The organism is Pseudomonas sp. Leaf127 (genome assembly GCF_001423155.1).
GTDB lineage: Bacteria > Pseudomonadota > Gammaproteobacteria > Pseudomonadales > Pseudomonadaceae > Aquipseudomonas > Aquipseudomonas ovata.
The window spans coordinates 521,877-538,868 of sequence record NZ_LMOA01000023.1 but is presented as its reverse complement, the minus strand read 5'-3'; the positions used below and the strand labels follow the sequence as shown (position 1 = coordinate 538,868).

Sequence of the window (16,992 nt, the reverse complement as noted above, 5' to 3'; positions counted from 1 at the left end):
ATGGTTGCAGGAAGGTGTTCTTGCAGCCATTTGCCATACCCGTAATGAATGGACCTGAAATGACGTCACAAGATGGTTTGAAACGTGGGCTGTCCGCCCGTCACATCCGCTTCATGGCCTTGGGCTCGGCCATCGGCACGGGGCTGTTCTACGGCTCGGCCGCCGCCATCCAGCAGGCCGGCCCCGCCGTGCTGCTGGCCTACCTGATCGGTGGGGCGGCGGTGTTCATGGTCATGCGCGCCCTGGGCGAGATGGCCGTGCACGACCCGGTGTCCGGCTCGTTCAGCCATTACGCCACCCGTTACCTGGGGCCGTTGTCGGGCTTTGTGCTGGGCTGGACCTACGCCTTCGAGATGATCATCGTCTGCCTGGCCGACATCACCGCCTTCGGCATGTACATGGGCTTCTGGTTTCCCGAGGTGCCGCGCTGGATCTGGGTGCTGAGCATCGTGTTCTTCATCGCCGCGCTGAACCTGTGCAACGTCAAGGTGTTCGGCGAGGCCGAGTTCTGGCTGTCATTGCTCAAGGTCAGCGCGATCGTGGCGATGATCCTCGGCGGTGCCGGGATCATGCTGTTCGGCCTGGGCAGCGTCAGCAGCGACACGCCGATCGGCATCAGCAACCTGTGGGCGCATGGCGGCTTCATGCCCAACGGCATCGGCGGGCTGATCGCGTCGCTGGCCGTGGTGATGTTCGCCTTCGGCGGCATCGAAATCATCGGCATCACCGCCGGTGAAGCCAAGGACCCCAAGCGCAGCCTGCCGCAGGCGATCAACGCCGTGCCGCTGCGCATCCTGCTGTTCTATGTGCTGACCCTGTTCGTGGTGATGTGCCTGTTCCCCTGGACGCAGATCGGTACGCAGGGCAGCCCGTTCGTGCAGATTTTCAGCAACCTGGGCCTGTCGCAGGCGGCGACCATTCTCAATATCGTGGTGATCTCGGCGGCCGTGTCGGCCATCAACAGCGACGTCTTCGGTGCCGGACGCATCATGTACGGCATGGCAAAAGACGGCCAGGCGCCGGCCGGCTTCGCCGCACTGTCGAAACAGGGCGTGCCGTGGATGACCGCCGTGGTCATGGGCCTGACCCTGCTGGTGGGCGTGGTGCTCAACTACGCGATCCCGGACAACCTGTTCCTGCTGATCGCCTCGGTGGCGACCTTCGCCACGGTCTGGGTCTGGCTGATGATCCTGCTCACGCAAGTGGCCATGCGCCGCTCGATGAGCGCTGAAGAGGTCAGCCAGCTGCAATTTCCGGTACCGTTCTGGCCGTGGGGCCCGGCGCTGGCTATCGTTTTCATGCTGTTCATTTTCGGTGTGCTGGGCTGGTTCCCGGCCAGCCGCACCGCCTTGCTGGTCGGCGCCGCCTGGGTGGTGCTGCTGGTGATTGCCTACTCCATCTGGGTCAGACCCAAGATCCCGAGCCCGCACAAATAACCTGGAGATCCAATGAAAACGCTCTGGCAGAACTGTCACATTGCAACCATGGCACACGGCACCTACTCGATCATCGAAGATGCGGCCATCGTGACCTCTGGCGAGCGGATTCACTGGATCGGGCCGCAGGCGCAACTGGATCAGGCCGGCCTCGACAGCGTGGTCGACCTGGGCGGCGCCTGGGTCACGCCGGGGCTGATCGACTGCCACACCCACGTGGTATTCGGCGGCAACCGCAGCGGCGAATTCGAGCAACGCCTGCAAGGCGTCAGCTACGCCGAAATCGCCGCCGCCGGTGGCGGCATTGCCAGCACCGTGCGCGCCACCCGGGCCGCCAGCCTCGAGTCGCTGTATGCCAGCGCCGAGCGCCGTGTGCGGCATTTGCTCAAGGAGGGCGTGACCACGCTGGAAATGAAGTCCGGCTACGGCCTGGACCTTGAGTCCGAGCGCAAGCTGCTGCAGGTGATCCGCCGGCTGGGCAATACCCTGCCGGTCACGGTGCGCAGCACCTGCCTGGCCGCCCACGCCCTGCCGCCGGAATTCGCCGACCGCAGCGACGCCTACATCGACCATGTCTGCCAAGAAATGCTGCCGGCCCTGGCCGGTGAAGGCCTGGTCGATGCGGTCGATGCCTTCTGCGAATACCTGGCGTTTTCTCCGGCGCAGGTCGAGCGGGTGTTCATCACCGCGCAGCAACTGGGCCTGCCGGTCAAGTTGCATGCCGAGCAGTTGTCGTCACTGGGCGGCTCCAGCCTGGCGGCGCGCTACCAGGCCTTGTCGGCCGACCACCTGGAATACATGACCGAGGACGACGCCATTGCCATGGCAGCGGCCGGCACGGTGGCGGTGCTGTTGCCGGGGGCCTACTACTTTCTGCGCGAAACGCAATTGCCGCCAATGGACGCCCTGCGCCGGCACGGCGTGCCCATCGCCATCGCCACCGACCTGAACCCCGGCACCTCGCCGGCGCTGTCGCTGCGCCTGATGCTGAACATGGCCTGCACGATCTTTCGCATGACCCCTGAAGAAGCCCTGGCCGGCGTCACCCTCAACGCCGCCAGGGCGCTGGGGCTGGGCGCCAGCCATGGTTCGCTGGAGGTCGGCAAGGTCGCGGATTTCGTAGCCTGGGACATTGAGCGCCCCGCCGACCTGGCCTACTGGCTGGGCGGTGACCTGGACAAACGCATCATTCGCCACGGCGTCGAATCGTCGATCTGAAAGGAGAACAAGATTGTGGATAAGGTCCTGACATTCAGCCAAGGTCGCATTCCGCTGCTGATCAGCATGCCGCACGCGGGCCTGAAACTGACACCGGCCGTCGAAGCCGGGCTGGTGGACGAAGCCCTGAGCCTGCCCGACACCGACTGGCACCTGCCGCGCCTGTATGCCTTTGCCCAGGATCTGGGGGCCAGCACCCTGGCGGCCGAGTATTCGCGCTTCGTGATCGACCTTAACCGGCCGTCCGACGACCAGCCGCTGTACGCCGGCGCCACCACCGGGCTGTTCCCTTCGATCCTGTTCGATGGCGTACCGCTGTTCAAGGACGGACAGGCGCCGGATGCCGCCGAACGCGCACGCTACCTGGAGCAGATGTGGATGCCGTACCACCAGACCCTGCACCAGGAACTGCAGCGCCTGCGTGATGAGTTTGGCTATGCGCTGCTGTTCGACGCCCATTCGATTCGCGGCCACGTACCGCACCTGTTCGACGGCCAGTTGCCGGACTTCAACCTCGGCACCTACGACAACGCCAGCTGCGACGCGCAACTGGCCGCGCAACTGGAACAGGTCTGCGCCGAGGCGAAAAACTACACCCATGTGCTCAACGGCCGCTTCAAGGGCGGGCACATCACCCGGCACTACGGTGATCCGGCAAACAACATCCATGCCGTGCAACTGGAACTGGCACAGAGCAACTACATGGAAGAATTTGCGCCGTTCCATTACCGCCAGGACCTGGCCGAGCCGACGCAGGTAGTGATCAAGCAGTTGCTGGAAACCTTCATTGCCTGGGGCCAGCAACATTACGGCGTGCGCTGAAAGTTGCATGCCCCCGTAGGAGCGACCAACGGTCGCGAACCCTTGTCCAGGCCACGCGATCTTCAATAATTGATCGATCGCATCGCGACCGTTGGTCGCGCCTACAAATGGGGGTGTCACTTCTTCAATAACCGCAGCCCGTTGAACACCACCAGCAGGCTGACGCCCATGTCGGCAAACACGGCCATCCACAGGGTCGCCATGCCCGCAAAGGTCAGGCCCAGGAAGAACACCTTGGTCACCAGCGCCAGCGCGATGTTCTGGCGCAGCACCGCCGAGGTGTCGCGTGACAGGCGGATAAAGGCCGGGATCTTGCGCAGATCGTCGTCCATCAGGGCAACATCGGCGGTCTCGATGGCGGTGTCGGAGCCGGCGGCGGCCATGGCGAAGCCGATTTCCGAGCGGGCCAGCGCCGGGGCGTCGTTGATGCCATCGCCGACCATGCCCACCCGGTGCCCTTGCGCATACAACGCCTCGATGGCCTGCAGCTTGTCGGTTGGCAACAGATTGCCCTGCGCCTGATCGATGCCCACCTGATCGGCAATCGCTCGCGCGGTGTGCGGGTTGTCACCGGTGAGCATCACGGTCTTGATGCCCAGCGCATGCAACTCGGCGATGGCCTGGCGGCTGCTGTCCTTGACCGTGTCGGCCACGGCAAACAGCGCCAGCGGGCCGCTGTCATCGAGCAACAGCACTACGGTCTTGCCCTGGCTTTCCAGAGCCTCGAGCCGGGCCTCAAGCTCAACCGAACACAGGCCCAACGCTTCGACCAGCCGATGGTTGCCCAGGTGGTAGCGACGCCCGTCGATATCGCCGGCCACGCCACGCCCGCCCAGCGCCTCGAAGTTATCCACCGCCAGCACCCTCTGCTGCGGATCGGCAGCCTGGGCAATGGCCCGGGAAACCGGATGGTCGGAACGCGTCGCGAGGCTGACAGCGATGGCCTGGGCACTGACGGCGCCTTCCTGCAAGAGCACGACATCGGTCTGCACCGGCTTGCCGTGGGTCAAGGTGCCGGTCTTGTCCAGCGCGAGGTAATCGAGCTGGCGACCCATTTCCAGGTACACGCCACCCTTGATCAGAATGCCCTTGCGCGCCGCCGCCGCCAGGCCGCTGACGATGCTGACCGGCGTGGAAATCACCAGTGCACACGGGCACGCCACCACCAACAGCACCAGCGCCCGGTAGATCCAGTCGAACCAGGCGCCGCCGAAGAACAGCGGCGCAATCACCGCCACGACCAGGGCGGTGATGAACACGGCGGGTGTGTAATAGCGTGAAAATTGATCAACGAAGCGCTGGGTTGGCGCGCGCGCGCCTTGCGCCTGCTCTACGGCATGAATGATGCGCGCCAGGGTCGACTGGCCGGCTGCAGCGCTGACCCGGTATTCAAAAGACCCGGCCTGGTTGATGGTCCCGGCAAACACCTTGTCGCCGATGCCCTTCTCCACCGGCAGGCTTTCGCCAGTGATCGGCGCCTGGTCAACGCTTGATTGCCCATTGATGACTTCACCGTCCAGCGCAATCCGCTCGCCAGGCCGTACACGCACCACCGCCTCCAGTGCCACCATCTTGACCGGCTGCTCCAGCCAGTTACCGTCGGCCTGACGCACCGTGGCCACTTCAGGTGTCAGTTGCATCAGGCCGCTGATGGCGTTGCGTGCCCGGTCCAGCGAGCGCGCTTCGATCAACTCGGCCACGGTGAACAGGAACATCACCATCGCCGCTTCCGGCCACTGGCCGATCAGCACCGCGCCGGTCACGGCGATGCTCATCAGTGCATTGATATTGAGGTTGAAGTTCTTCAGGGCGATCCAGCCCTTTTTGTACGTGCCCAGGCCACAGCTGAGAATCGACACCAGCGCCAGCACCACCACCAGCCATTCGGGGCCGGCCGTGAAGTGCACTACTTCCGCGCCCAGCGCGGTCAGGCCGGAGAGGGTCAGCAGCTTCCAGGCACTTTTTTTCTCAGGCGCAGGTGCCGCCTCGTCACCCTCCTGAAGCGGCTGCGCCTGCATGCCCAGCGAGTCAATGGCCCCGACAATCGGCGCGGTGTCAGGCAGGTCATGCCAGACGCCCAGGCGCCGTTGCAGCAGATTGAATTCCAGGCGCTGCACACCGACCAGCTTGCCCAGGCGATTCTGAATCAGGGTCTGCTCGGTGGGGCAATCCATCTGCTCGATACGAAACTCGCTCAGGCGCGCCTGGCTGTCGTCGCCACCAAAGCTCACCACCGCCGGAGCGACTTGCTCATGACTGCCACAGCAACCGTGAGAGTGCCCGGTCTTTGCGGTGTCATGATTATGATTGTGGTCGTGGTCGTGGTCGTGAGCATCCTGCGGGGGCGCAGGCCGGGTAGACGGGCTCATGGGCAGTCCTCCAGATCGAGATGTTGCCAAGTAAGCACCCTGTAGCCACTATAGGGTCAAGCACTCAAACAGGAGTTCGTTTCATGAAGATCGGTGAACTGGCCAGGCTGACCGACACCCAAGTCGAAACCGTGCGCTATTACGAGCGCGAGAAATTGCTGCCGGCGCCTTCGCGCAGCGACGGCAACTACCGGCTGTACACCCAGGCGCATGTCGAGCGCCTGACGTTCATCCGCAATTGCCGCAGCCTGGACATGACCCTGGAGGAAATCCGTCGCCTGCTGAACCTGCGCGACAGCCCACAGGACCAGTGTGAAAGCGTCAACGCGCTGATCGACGAGCACATCGATCACGTCGACGCCCGGGTCGCCAGCCTGCAAGCCTTGCAAGGCCAGTTACGCGACCTGCGCCGGCGTTGCAGCGACAACGGCGCCGAACATTGCGCCATTCTTGAGCGCCTGGAGGTCACCGGCGCGGTGGCGGCCCCCGAAGGCGAACCCTCGCACGTGGGCCGCAGTCATGGGCACTGAGTGAACCCAGCGATGGGCGCGTGCTACATTGGCGCCCCGCCGCCTATGCTCCCCGGACCTTTCATGCCGAAAAAACCTGTCAGGGCTGACTCGTCACAGCCTGGCCAGAAAGCCACCCATCTGACCCTGATCGATGTCGCCAAGGTCGCCGGTGTCTCGCCGATCACGGTGTCGCGGGCCTTGAGCCGGCCGGAGCTGGTGACCGAGCGCACCCGGCAAAGAGTCATGGAAGCGGTGCGCCAGACCGGTTATGTGTCGAACATGATGGCCGGCAGCCTGGCGAGCAACAAAAGCCGGCTGGTGGCGATCTTTGTGCCGACCATCGCCAACTCGATCTTTGCCGACACCGTACAGGCGCTAATGGACCGCCTGACCGACGCCGGTTATCAAACCTTGCTGGGCCTGACTGGCTATTCGCCCGAGCAGGAAGAAAAGCTGCTGGAGACGATTCTCGGCCGCCGCCCCGATGGCATCGTACTGACCGGCACCCTGCACACCGAAGCCAGCCGCCTGCGCCTGGCCCAGTCGGGGATTCCGGTGGTCGAGTCCTGGGACCTGACCGACGACCCGCTGGACATGCTGGTCGGCTTTTCCCACGAACAGGTCGGCCAGGCCGTTGCCCGGCACTTGTTGGCCCGCGATTATCGACGCTTTTCGGTGATCACCCTCGCCGACCCACGCGGTTTGCGGCGTTGCAACAGCCTGATCGGCGAGTTGGCCAATCACGGCGTCGATGAAGTACCGGTGCAAATCATGACGCCGCCGGCCACGCTCAAGACCGGCCGCGACGGGTTGTGCCAACTGCTCGGCCAGGGCGCCACGCCGCAAGTGGTGGTATGCAGTTCCGACACCATAGCCCAAGGTGTCCTGGCCGAAGCGGCCAGCCGCGGCCTGCGCGTGCCGCAGGATCTGGCAGTGATGGGCTTTGGTGACTTGAGCAGTGCGGCGCAGGTGTACCCGGCACTTTCCACGGTGCGCGTGGATGGCCGGATGATTGGCGAACACATTGCCCAAGCCCTGCTAAATCGCTTCGATTCTGTCGATAACGTCTTTGATCCAGTGCGGATCGACAGCGGTTTCAGCATCATAGACCGCCAGACCACTTAAGTAGAGCCTTGTTATAGCGACCAACGGCCACTTGAATGATTGCGCAATCATAGTATGCTCGGCCCATCAGAGCCATCGGCAGAATACCGGGATCTGATTTTTTTCAGCTCGAAATGATTGCGCAATCAATCCACAATAAGGACAACAAGAACGTGACCTCACCCACTGCGTCCGCCGCCAGGACCAACGTGCGCTACGTTATCCTGGCCATGATTTTCATCGTCACCGTCTTCAACTATGTCGACCGCGCCACGCTGTCCATCGCGGCACCCGCCATGCGCGCGGACCTGGGTTTCGATGCACTGACGATGGGCATCGCCTTCTCGGCCTTTGGCTGGGCCTACACCAGCATGCAGATTCCGGGCGGTATCATCCTCGACCGTTACGGCTCGCGCACAGTGTTGGGCATCAGCCTGATCGTCTGGTCGACGTTGACCTTCCTGCAAGGCTACGTCGACCTGTTCAGCTCGGCGTTCGTGGCCTTGTTCGTATTGCGTTTCCTGATGGGCGTGGCCGAGTCGCCGGCCTTTCCGGCTAACAACCGCCTGACGGTCATGTGGTTTCCGCGCAACGAGCGCGGCCTGGCCACGGCGATTTTCCAGTCGGCACAGTATTTCGCCCTGGCCGCGTTCACCCCGCTGATGGTGCTGCTGCTCAACAGTTTTGGCTGGCAGCATGTGTTTTTCTGGACCGGTGCGGCGGGCATTCTGGTCGGCCTGCTGTGGTTCAGGATGGTCCACGAGCCGCGCAAGGACAAACGCGTCAATGCCGCCGAAATCGAGTACATCGAGGCCGGTGGCGGCATGCCCAGCATTGGCGACACCAAGACCCCGTTCAGTTGGCAGCGCGCCCGTGCCATCGGCGGCAACCGCATGATGCTGGGTATCTACCTGGGCCAGTTCTGCCTGACCTCGATCACCTGGTTCTTTCTCACCTGGTTCCCGACCTATCTGGTCGAGGCCAAGGGCATGACCATGCTCAAGGTTGGCCTGGTCGCGGCGATTCCACCGCTGGCCGGTTTTATCGGCGGCATGGCCGGCGGCGTGTGGTCCGACTGGATGCTCAAGAAAGGCTTCAGCCTGACCGCCGCACGCAAAACCCCGATTATCTGCGGCCTGCTGCTGTCCAGTTCGATTGTGGTGGCCAACTACACGCAGTCGGTGGTGCTGGTGATTGCGGTGATGTCCCTCGCCTTCTTCGCCAAGGGCGTCGGCAACCTGGGCTGGTGCATCGTCGGCGATGTCTCGCCCAGGCAGGCCATGGGCATCAGCGGCGCCATGTTCAATTTCTGCGGCAACATCGCCAGCATTGTCACCCCTATTGCCATCGGCGTGCTGGTCAGCCAGGGCTCGTTTGATTGGGCTCTGATCTACGTCTCGGCCATGGGCCTGCTGGGCGCCTTCGCCTACCTGTTCATCGTCGGCCCGCTCAAGCGCATGGAATTCGATGAAGCGACGGGAATGGCCAGCCAGTCGACCGAATCCGCGGCCCTCAAGCACTGAAAGTCATCCCCCCTCAAGGAGAACGTCATGACCCTACAACAACAAAACACGCCATCCGCTGACCACGACCGTATTGCCTGGATCAAGGTCTCGTCGGTGTTTCTGCCCCTGGCCAATCCGATCAGCGACGCCAAGGTCCTGACCGGCCGGCAAAAGCCGATGACCGAAATTGCCATGCTGTTCGTCGAGATCCAGACCGCCGATGGCCACAGCGGGCTGGGCTTCAGCTACTCCAAGCGCGCAGGCGGCCCCGGCCAGTTTGCCCATGCCCAGGAAATCGCCCCGGCGCTGCTCGGTGAAAACCCCAGCGACATTGCCAAGCTGTGGACAAAACTGTGCTGGGCCGGTGCCTCGGTGGGCCGCAGCGGCCTGTCGACCCAGGCCATCGGCGCCTTCGATGTGGCGTTGTGGGACCTCAAGGCCAAGCGCGCCAACCTGTCGCTGGCCCGCCTGCTGGGCGCGCAGCGTGATTCGGTGCGCTGCTACAACACCTCGGGCGGCTTCTTGCACACGCCGCTGGATCAACTGATGAAGAACACCGACCTGTCGCGGGAAAAGGGCATCGGCGGGATCAAGCTCAAGGTCGGCCAGCCCGATTGCGCGGTGGACATCCAGCGGGTCAGCACCGTGCGCAAACACCTGGGCGATGACTTCCCGTTGATGGTCGACGCCAACCAGCAATGGGACCGCCCTACCGCCCAGCGCATGTGCCGGCAGTTCGAGGCCTACAACCTGGTGTGGATCGAAGAACCGCTGGACTGCTATGACGCCGAAGGCCACGCCGACCTGGCCCGGCAGTTCGACACGCCGATCGCCACCGGCGAAATGCTCACCAGCGTGGCCGAGCACGCCGAGTTCATCCGCCTGCGCGGGGCCGATTACCTGATGCCGGATGCGCCACGGGTCGGCGGCATCACGCCATTCCTGAAAGTCGCGGCCATGGCTGAACAGGCCGGCGTGATGATGGCGCCGCACTTTGCTATGGAGCTGCATGTGCATTTGGCGGCCACCTACCCGACCGAACCTTGGGTGGAGCATTTCGAGTGGCTGGAGCCGCTGTTCAATGAACGCCTGGAAACCCGCGACGGGCGCATGCTGGTGCCGACCCGTCCGGGACTGGGCCTGTCGCTGAGCGAGCAGGTCAAGGCCTGGACCGCGCAGACGGTCGAGGTCGGCAAACGTCCCTGAGGCTGGCTGACGCCGGTCAGCGCCCCGATTGCCGCGACGGGACCTGATGTCCATTGCGCCTGTTACACCGCCGTCGCGGGCAGCGCCCCTCCCACAGGTTCGTGCAGCACCTGGGCCATGTGCAGTGCCTGAACAATCTTGTGGGCGTGCGCTCTGCTGCCGGCGACGAGCCGACGACAAGGCCAGTAAGGCGTATATTGGCACCTCGCCCCCGACGGACCACCGCCTGTGAAACTCGACCCGCCTGCCCTTGCCCGGATCACCGAAACCACCCTTTCCCACTACAACGAGGTGGCCGAGCAGTTTCGCGACGGCACCCGCGACCACGATGTCAGCCAGAACATCGAGGCCCTGCTGCGGCATATCGAAGGCCCCAAGCCCTGGCACATCCTGGATTTTGGCTGCGGGCCGGGGCGCGACCTGAAGGTGTTCACGGCCATGGGCCACATGGCCACGGGCCTGGATGGCTCAGAGCGCTTTGCCGAGATGGCCCGCGCCGACAGTGGCTGCGAGGTGCTGCACCAGAACTTTCTCGAGCTGGACCTGCCGGCCGGTCGCTTCGACGGCATCTTCGCCAACGCCGTGCTGTTTCATGTGCCGACCCAGGCGCTGCCCGACGTACTGCGCAAACTGCACGCCAGCCTCAAGCCCGGTGGCGTGCTGTTCAGCTCCAACCCCAGGGGCGAGAACCAGGAAGGCTGGAACGGCCCGCGCTACGGCGCCTACCACGACCTTGAAGCCTGGCGCGAACGCCTTGCGGCGGCCGGCTTTACCGAGCTGGAACATTACTACCGCCCCGCCGGCCTGCCGCGAGAGCAGCAGCCGTGGCTGGCGAGTGTGTGGCGGCGCAATCAGAACTGATGCTTTAGCCGGCGCATGATGACGGCTGCCTGCGCTGGCTGACAGCACAGGCTTCGATTGCGCGATGCGCAAGCTGTCACTTCTGACAGTACCGTCGGAATTAACCTTTGATCACGATAGGCGTTGAGTACAGCGTTCATGCTTGCTCACTGGACTTATTGACGATCAAGGAAACGATCATGAGCAGCGACTACATCAAAAACGGCAACTTCAGCGATGACTTCAAATACTGGAAAGGCAATCCCGGCTTCGAACCCCATTTCGAAGCACACGGTCAAAGCCTGCTGATGCCCATTTCCAGCTTTGTCTCACAGAGCCTGCCAGACCTGCCTGGCCACACCCTGCGCCTGGCATTTGATGCACGCTCCAAGGAGAGCGAGACACACCCAGGCATGTTGACGGTGAGCGTAGGTGGCTTCAACAGTGAAGGTTTTGCTCAGGTCTCACCGGTCGCAATCTATGCGACCGGCGAATGGCAGCGTTTTTCAGTACGCCTGTACTTTGTCGAACCGCTCACCTACTGCTTCCTGAATATTTCGACGCCAAGCCCCGCCTATCCACAAGGCACCGAACAAGAACCAAGGCCGATTCCGTTCAGCCCGGTCAGGGTAAGTAACCTACGGCTGACCGATGAGGCTCAGCAAAAGGGCACCGACGCTAAGCCTCAGCGTTCCGGTCCTGCTTTCGCTGAACGTCGGAAGGCTCCTTGATCCGGTACCAGGCCACATACAGCGCTGGCAGGAACAACAGCGTCAGCAAGGTGGCCACCACGATGCCGCCGATCATGGCGTAGGCCATCGGCCCCCAGAACACCTCACGGGCAATGGGGATCATGCCCAGGCTCGCCGCCGCCGCCGTCAGCAAGATGGGCCGGCGGCGATGCTCTGTGGCTTCGACCACCGCATCCCAAGGCAGGTAACCGTCACGTTCATAGGCGTCGATCTGGGTCACCAGGATCACCGAGTTGCGGATGATGATGCCAATCAGCGCCAGCACCCCGAGGATGGCCACGAAGCCCAGCGGCGTACCGGTGGGTACCAGCGCCAATACCACACCGATCAGGCCCAGCGGCGCGACGCTGACCACCAGGAACATCTTCTGCACGCTGTGCAGCTGGATCATCAGGAAGGTCGCCATCAGAAACAGCATCAGCGGCAGCACTTGGGCAATCGGGCCTTGAGCCTTGCCGCTTTCTTCTACCGTACCGCCCGTGGCCACTTTGTAGCCGCTGGGCAGGCCCTGAGTGAAGGTGTCGATTTCCGGCTTGAGCTCGGCCACCAGATCGGTCGGTTGCATCTGGTCGCGCACCGAGCTTTTCACGGTGATGGTCGGCTGCCGGTCGCGGCGCCAGACCAGCGGCTGCTCCAGTTCATAACCCACGGTGGCAAAGGCCAGCAGCGGGATCGAGCTGCCCGACGGGGTGACGATCTGCAGGTTCTGCAGGGTTTCCGGGCTGCCGCGCTCTGAATCCACGGCGCGCCCCACCACGTTCACCAGATAAATGTCATCGCGCACCTGGGTCACGGTCGAGCCGCTGACCACGCTATTCATGACCGACGCCACATCCTCGGATGACAGCCCCAGCTGCCGCGCCTTGTCCTGATTGATGTCGATGCGCAGCACCTTGCCCGGCTCGTTCCAGTCGTAGACCACTTCGCCGACATGGGTGTTTTTATCCAGCAAGGCGGCCAGTTCGATGGCGTGCTGGCGCACCTTGTCGATGTCCGGCCCACTGATGCGGTATTGCAGCGGCCGGCCCACCGGCGGGCCCATTTCCAGCGCCTGCACGAAGGAGCCGACACCGACGAAGTCTTGCCGCAAGCGCTCCTGCAGGCGCGTGGTCAGGGCGCCGCGGGCCTCCAGGTCCTTGCTGACGATCACCAGCTGGGCATAGAACGGGTTCTGCAGTTGCTGGTCCAGCGGCAGGTAGAAGCGCAGCGCGCCCTGGCCGATGTAGGTGCTCCAGCGCACGATGTCCGGGTCGTCCTTGAGGGTTGCCTCCAGGCGGTCGACCACCTTACGGGTCTCGTTGATCGAGGCACTTTGCGGCAGCTTGAGGTCCACCAGAATCTCGGGGCGGTCCGAGGCCGGGAAGAACTGGTTCTGCACGTAGCGCATCGAGAACAGCGCCCCGGCAAACAGCAGCAGGGTGATGCCGATGGCCCACCAGCGATTGCGCATGGCCCAGAGCATGCTGCCATTGAAGGCACGGCCGATGCGTCCGGGCTCTTCGGACTTTTTCTTGATCTTGCTGCTGAGGATATGCACGCCGATCACCGGCGCAAACAGCACCGCGACCACCCAGGACACCAGCATGGCCACGGCAATCACCGCAAACAGGGTAAAGGTGTACTCGCCCGCCGAGCTGTTGTTCAGGCCGATGGGCACAAAGCCGGCCACCGTCACCAGCGTGCCGGTGAGCATCGGGAAAGCCGTGGACGTGTAGGCATAGGTGGCCGCCTCCTCCTTGCTCTTGCCCTGCTCCAGGCGCGTGACCATCATTTCGACGGTGATCATCGCATCGTCCACCAGCAGCCCCAGGGCGATGATCAATGCGCCAAGGGAAATACGCTGCATGGTGATGCCGCTGTACTCCATGAACACAAAGACCATGGCCAGCACCAGCGGGATCGAACAGGCGACCACCAGCCCGGCGCGGATGCCGAGGCTGACAAAGCTGACCACCATGACGATGATCACCGCCTCGAACAGCGCGCCGGTAAAGCCGCCCACGGCCTTGTCGACCACCTCAGCCTGGTCCGAGACCTTGTGCACGCCCACGCCCACCGGCAGGTTGGCGGTGGCCTGGTCCATGCGCGCATGCAGGGCCTTGCCGAAACTCTGGATATTGCCGCCATCCTTCATGGCGATGGCCAGGCCGATGGCCGGCTGGCCGTTGTAGCGAAACAGCGGCGCCGGCGGGTCGGTGTAGCCGCGTTCGATCTCGGCGATGTCGCTCAGTCGATAGAAGCGGTCATTGAGCCGCAGGTTGACCGCCGCCAGGTCTTTTTCCGAAGCGAACGAACCGGAGGTGCGCACCGAGATACGCTCAGGCCCCGCCTCGATCACCCCGGCGGGGGTCACCGAATTCTGCGCCTGCAGGCTTTGCAGCACCTGGCGCTGGTCCAGGCCCAGGGCCGCCAGTTTGCGGGTCGAGAAGTTCAGGTAGATCACTTCGTCCTGCTGGCCGATCATCTCGACCTTGCCCAGCCCTTCGACACTGCGGATCTCGGCGCGCACCTGCTCGACATGGTCGCGCAACTGGCGCATCGAAAAGCCGTCGGCGGTAAAGGCGTAGATCGAGCCGTAGACATCACCGAATTCATCGTTGAATGCCGGCCCCTGCAAGCCCTGCGGGAACTGGCCACGGATGTCGTCGATCTTCTTGCGCACCTGGTACCAGATTTCCGGAATCGCCGCCGCATCGGTGGTGTCACGCAGGAACACCATGATGGTCGACTCGCCCGGCAGGGTGTAGCTCTTGACGTAGTCCAGCGAGTCGAGCTCTTCGAGCTTTTTCTCAATGCGGTCAGTGACCTGCTCGATCGTCTCGTCCACCGTCGCGCCCGGCCAGCGGGTCTGGATGACCATGGTCTTGATGGTGAACGAGGGGTCTTCCTCACGCCCCAGGTTCATGTAGGAGAACACGCCCATCAGCAGCGCGACGAACATCAGGTACCAGACGAACGACTGGTGCTTGATGGCCCACTCGGACAGATTGAAGCCACCTTTCATCGCGGGCCTTCCTTATCGATTTTGACATTCTGTCCGGGCTTGAGGCTGTTGACCCCGGCAGTCACTACGCGCTCGCCGGGCTGCACGCCCCCGGTCAGCCAGAAGCTGTCGGCCGAGCGGCTGAGCGGTTGTACGGCTCTTGGGTTGACGGTCTGGCCGGCCGGGTCGACTACCCAGACTTGCGTGCGGCCATCGACCTCTTGCAGTGCACTGATGGGCAGGCGCAGGCGCGGGGCAATGGTCGAGGTCAGGCTGACGCTGATCGCCGTGCCCAGGCGCAGCGCCGGCGGTTGTTCGGCCAGGGTCAGGCGCGCGCGGCGGGTGCGGGTCGAGCGGTCCGGCTGGGGCTCGACCTCACGCAAGGTGGCGACGGTGCTGACGCTGGGGTCCAGTTGGCTGGCGACAGTGAACTGTACATCTTCAGGCAACTGGTCGAGCAAGGCGGCCGGCAGGTCGATCACCGCCTCCTTGATGTCGGGCTGCGCCAGGGTCACCACCTCTTGCCCGGCGGTGACCACCTGCCCAGCCTCGACCTTCCATTCAGTGATCACCCCGTCGTGGTCGCTGCGCAACTGACTGTAGGTCAGTTGGTCGCGGGCCTGGGCAACGGCGGCGCGCGCCTGGTCCAGCGACGAACGGGTAGTCTTGAGGTCGGTCAGGGCGATGTCCAGTTGCGCCTGGGCGCCGACGCCCCGGTCAAACAGGGTCTGCTGGCGGCGGGCATTGGCCTGGGCGTTGATCCACTGGGCCTCGACCTGCGCCTGGTCGCCTTCACGGCTGCGCAAGGTGTTCTGCTGGTCGGTGGGGTCCAGGGTCGCCAGCAACTGGCCCTGGCTCACTTCATCGCCGACATCCACCGCGCGCCGGGCAATACGCCCCGGCACGCGAAAGCCCAGCACGCTCTGGTAGCGCGCCTGGATGTTGCCGGCAAAGCGGCCAAGATCGGCCATCGATTCGGTCTGGGCCACCACCGACAGCACCGGGCGCACCGGCTCCGGGGCCGGCTCGTCCTGGCCACAGGCCGCCAGCAAGGCGGCCGTCAATACGATGCATGCACGGTGCTTCATGGGCGGGCCTCGGCGGTGGCAGGTTGGGGCTGGGCGATTTCGACCTGCATGTCGGGGTGCAGCAGTTGCCCGCCGGCGGTGACCACCCGCTCGCCTGACGCCAGGCCCTGGTCGATGATCACCTTGCCGGTGAGGTAACGGGCCACCTTGACGGTGCGCAATTGCGCCTTGCCCTGCGCGTCGACCACCCACACCGCCGGCTGGCCGAGGTCCTGGCCGATGTTCTTGGTCAGGGCCGCCCAGGGCAATTCGACCCGTGGCCGGGCCGGGCCGCTGAGCGCCACGCTGACCACCGAGCCCAGGTCCATGCCGGCCGGCAACGGGCCGAGGGCGACCTTGACCTGCAGGGTGCCGGTTTGCGCCGACACCGCAGGCGTGACTTCGCGCACCTTGCCGGTCACCTTGATGGTCGGATTATCCAGCAGGCTGACCTGCACCGGCTCGTCCAGCGGCGGTTCGACGAACAACGATTCGTACACATCGAACACTGCATCGCGCTCGCCGTCGCGGGCCAGGTCGAAGATCGGCTGGGTGGCCTGCACCACCTGCCCTACTTCGGCCTGGCGGGCGGTGATCACGCCCGGTGCGTCGGCCATCAACGCGGTGTAGCTCAACTGCTCGCGGGCATTGGCCAGTTGCGCCTGGGCGGCTGCCAGGGCGCTCTGGCTGCCGCGCAAGGCGGCCTGGGCCGAATCGTACTCGCTGCGGCTGGTGTAGCCCTTGGGCAGCAGTTGTTCCTGGCGCCAGAATGCGGTTTTCGCTTGCGCCACCCGCGCCTGCTCGGCAGTCACGGCCGCCTGCGCCGAGTCGACATTGATCTGCAGGTCCTTGGGATCGAGGCGGGCCAGTACCTGCCGGGCCGTGACCCGGTCACCGACCTCGACCAGGCGCTGGGTGATCTTGCCATTGACGCGAAACGACAACGGCGTCTGCACCCGCGCCTGGATGTCACCGGTCAAGGCCACGCTGGCGGCAAAACCGGCCGGCTGCACATCCTGCACATAGACCCTCGGCAGTTCGGGGGCTTCAGGCTGTTTGTCGCTGCAACCGGCCAACAGCAAGGCACCTGCCAGGCCAAGGGCAAGCAGTCGCACAGGGGAAAAAGGCATGCAGACTCCTTGACGGCTGCCGAGGCGAACGAGGGTCGCGGGGTGGTG

General features: G+C 64.0%; 13 protein-coding genes. 9 read left to right on the top strand and 4 right to left on the bottom strand.

All coding sequences use genetic code 11. The annotated features are described in order from the left end of the window. Positions 1-59 precede the first annotated feature (59 nt). From ASF84_RS23540 to hutG, 3 genes are read left to right on the top strand one after another with little or no spacing between them, the layout of a single operon-like run. Positions 60-1,436, top strand: a complete 1,377-nt coding sequence (locus ASF84_RS23540) for an amino acid permease (protein WP_056841278.1) — start codon at positions 60-62, stop codon at positions 1,434-1,436. A gap of 12 nt (positions 1,437-1,448) precedes the next feature. Next, complete coding sequence (hutI, locus tag ASF84_RS23535) at positions 1,449-2,654, top strand: imidazolonepropionase (RefSeq protein WP_056841277.1); 1,206 nt, start codon at positions 1,449-1,451, stop codon at positions 2,652-2,654. Between the two features lie 15 nt (positions 2,655-2,669). Then, positions 2,670-3,476, top strand: a complete 807-nt coding sequence (gene hutG / locus ASF84_RS23530; protein WP_056841276.1) for an N-formylglutamate deformylase — start codon at positions 2,670-2,672, stop codon at positions 3,474-3,476. Between the two features lie 116 nt (positions 3,477-3,592). Here hutG and ASF84_RS23525 read toward each other — a convergent pair whose 3' ends face one another. After that, entirely contained in the window at positions 3,593-5,845 is a 2,253-nt protein-coding gene (locus tag ASF84_RS23525; protein ID WP_056841275.1) for a heavy metal translocating P-type ATPase, read from the bottom strand. A gap of 83 nt (positions 5,846-5,928) precedes the next feature. Here ASF84_RS23525 and cadR point away from each other — a divergent pair, with 83 nt between their 5' ends. The 6 genes from cadR (at position 5,929) to ASF84_RS23495 (ending at position 11,743) form a co-directional block, all read left to right on the top strand. Continuing rightward, on the top strand, positions 5,929-6,375 hold the full coding sequence (cadR, locus tag ASF84_RS23520) for a Cd(II)/Pb(II)-responsive transcriptional regulator (RefSeq protein ID WP_056841274.1): 447 nt from the start codon (positions 5,929-5,931) through the stop codon (positions 6,373-6,375). A gap of 63 nt (positions 6,376-6,438) precedes the next feature. Then, positions 6,439-7,482, top strand: a complete 1,044-nt coding sequence (locus ASF84_RS23515) for a LacI family DNA-binding transcriptional regulator (protein WP_056841273.1) — start codon at positions 6,439-6,441, stop codon at positions 7,480-7,482. Positions 7,483-7,691: 209 nt separating this feature from the next. Then, a complete protein-coding gene (locus ASF84_RS23510) occupies positions 7,692-8,984 on the top strand; it encodes an MFS transporter (protein WP_056841514.1) in 1,293 nt (430 codons plus the stop codon). A 27-nt stretch (positions 8,985-9,011) separates the two neighbouring features. After that, a complete protein-coding gene (locus ASF84_RS23505; protein WP_056841272.1) occupies positions 9,012-10,172 on the top strand; it encodes an L-talarate/galactarate dehydratase in 1,161 nt (386 codons plus the stop codon). 228 nt (positions 10,173-10,400) lie between these two features. Further along, the gene (locus ASF84_RS23500; RefSeq protein WP_056841271.1) at positions 10,401-11,033 is read left to right on the top strand and encodes a class I SAM-dependent DNA methyltransferase; all 633 of its coding nucleotides are present in this window, start codon (positions 10,401-10,403) and stop codon (positions 11,031-11,033) included. 179 nt (positions 11,034-11,212) lie between these two features. Continuing rightward, complete coding sequence (locus ASF84_RS23495; RefSeq protein WP_056841270.1) at positions 11,213-11,743, top strand: hypothetical protein; 531 nt, start codon at positions 11,213-11,215, stop codon at positions 11,741-11,743. On the opposite strand, the gene ASF84_RS23490 is transcribed toward ASF84_RS23495, so the two are convergent. The 3 genes from ASF84_RS23490 to ASF84_RS23480 are packed head-to-tail and all read right to left on the bottom strand — an operon-like array spanning position 11,691 to position 16,944. Then, positions 11,691-14,768 carry an efflux RND transporter permease subunit gene (locus ASF84_RS23490; RefSeq protein WP_056841269.1) on the bottom strand — a complete coding sequence of 1,026 codons (3,078 nt, stop codon included), beginning with the start codon at positions 14,766-14,768 and terminating at the stop codon, positions 11,691-11,693. The two genes, ASF84_RS23495 and ASF84_RS23490, sit on opposite strands and share 53 nt — an antisense overlap. Next, positions 14,765-15,835, bottom strand: coding sequence for an efflux RND transporter periplasmic adaptor subunit (locus ASF84_RS23485; RefSeq protein ID WP_056841268.1), 1,071 nt, complete (start codon positions 15,833-15,835; stop codon positions 14,765-14,767). Before ASF84_RS23485 ends, ASF84_RS23490 begins: the two co-directional genes overlap by 4 nt. Then, complete coding sequence (locus tag ASF84_RS23480) at positions 15,832-16,944, bottom strand: efflux RND transporter periplasmic adaptor subunit (protein ID WP_056841267.1); 1,113 nt, start codon at positions 16,942-16,944, stop codon at positions 15,832-15,834. The genes ASF84_RS23485 and ASF84_RS23480 overlap by 4 nt, the downstream gene beginning before the upstream one ends. Positions 16,945-16,992 lie beyond the last annotated feature (48 nt).

What these genes read in the sequence shown, in the direction of transcription:
- ASF84_RS23540 (WP_056841278.1), top strand. Translation starts at nt 60, where the DNA reads ATGACGTCACAAGATGGTTTGAAACGTGGGCTGTCCGCCCGTCACATC.
- hutI (WP_056841277.1), top strand. Translation starts at nt 1,449, where the DNA reads ATGAAAACGCTCTGGCAGAACTGTCACATTGCAACCATGGCACACGGC.
- ASF84_RS23525 (WP_056841275.1), bottom strand. Translation starts at nt 5,845, where the DNA reads ATGAGCCCGTCTACCCGGCCTGCGCCCCCGCAGGATGCTCACGACCAC.
- cadR (WP_056841274.1), top strand. Translation starts at nt 5,929, where the DNA reads ATGAAGATCGGTGAACTGGCCAGGCTGACCGACACCCAAGTCGAAACC.
- ASF84_RS23515 (WP_056841273.1), top strand. Translation starts at nt 6,439, where the DNA reads ATGCCGAAAAAACCTGTCAGGGCTGACTCGTCACAGCCTGGCCAGAAA.
- ASF84_RS23510 (WP_056841514.1), top strand. Translation starts at nt 7,692, where the DNA reads ATGATTTTCATCGTCACCGTCTTCAACTATGTCGACCGCGCCACGCTG.
- ASF84_RS23505 (WP_056841272.1), top strand. Translation starts at nt 9,012, where the DNA reads ATGACCCTACAACAACAAAACACGCCATCCGCTGACCACGACCGTATT.
- ASF84_RS23495 (WP_056841270.1), top strand. Translation starts at nt 11,213, where the DNA reads ATGAGCAGCGACTACATCAAAAACGGCAACTTCAGCGATGACTTCAAA.
- ASF84_RS23490 (WP_056841269.1), bottom strand. Translation starts at nt 14,768, where the DNA reads ATGAAAGGTGGCTTCAATCTGTCCGAGTGGGCCATCAAGCACCAGTCG.
- ASF84_RS23485 (WP_056841268.1), bottom strand. Translation starts at nt 15,835, where the DNA reads ATGAAGCACCGTGCATGCATCGTATTGACGGCCGCCTTGCTGGCGGCC.
- ASF84_RS23480 (WP_056841267.1), bottom strand. Translation starts at nt 16,944, where the DNA reads ATGCCTTTTTCCCCTGTGCGACTGCTTGCCCTTGGCCTGGCAGGTGCC.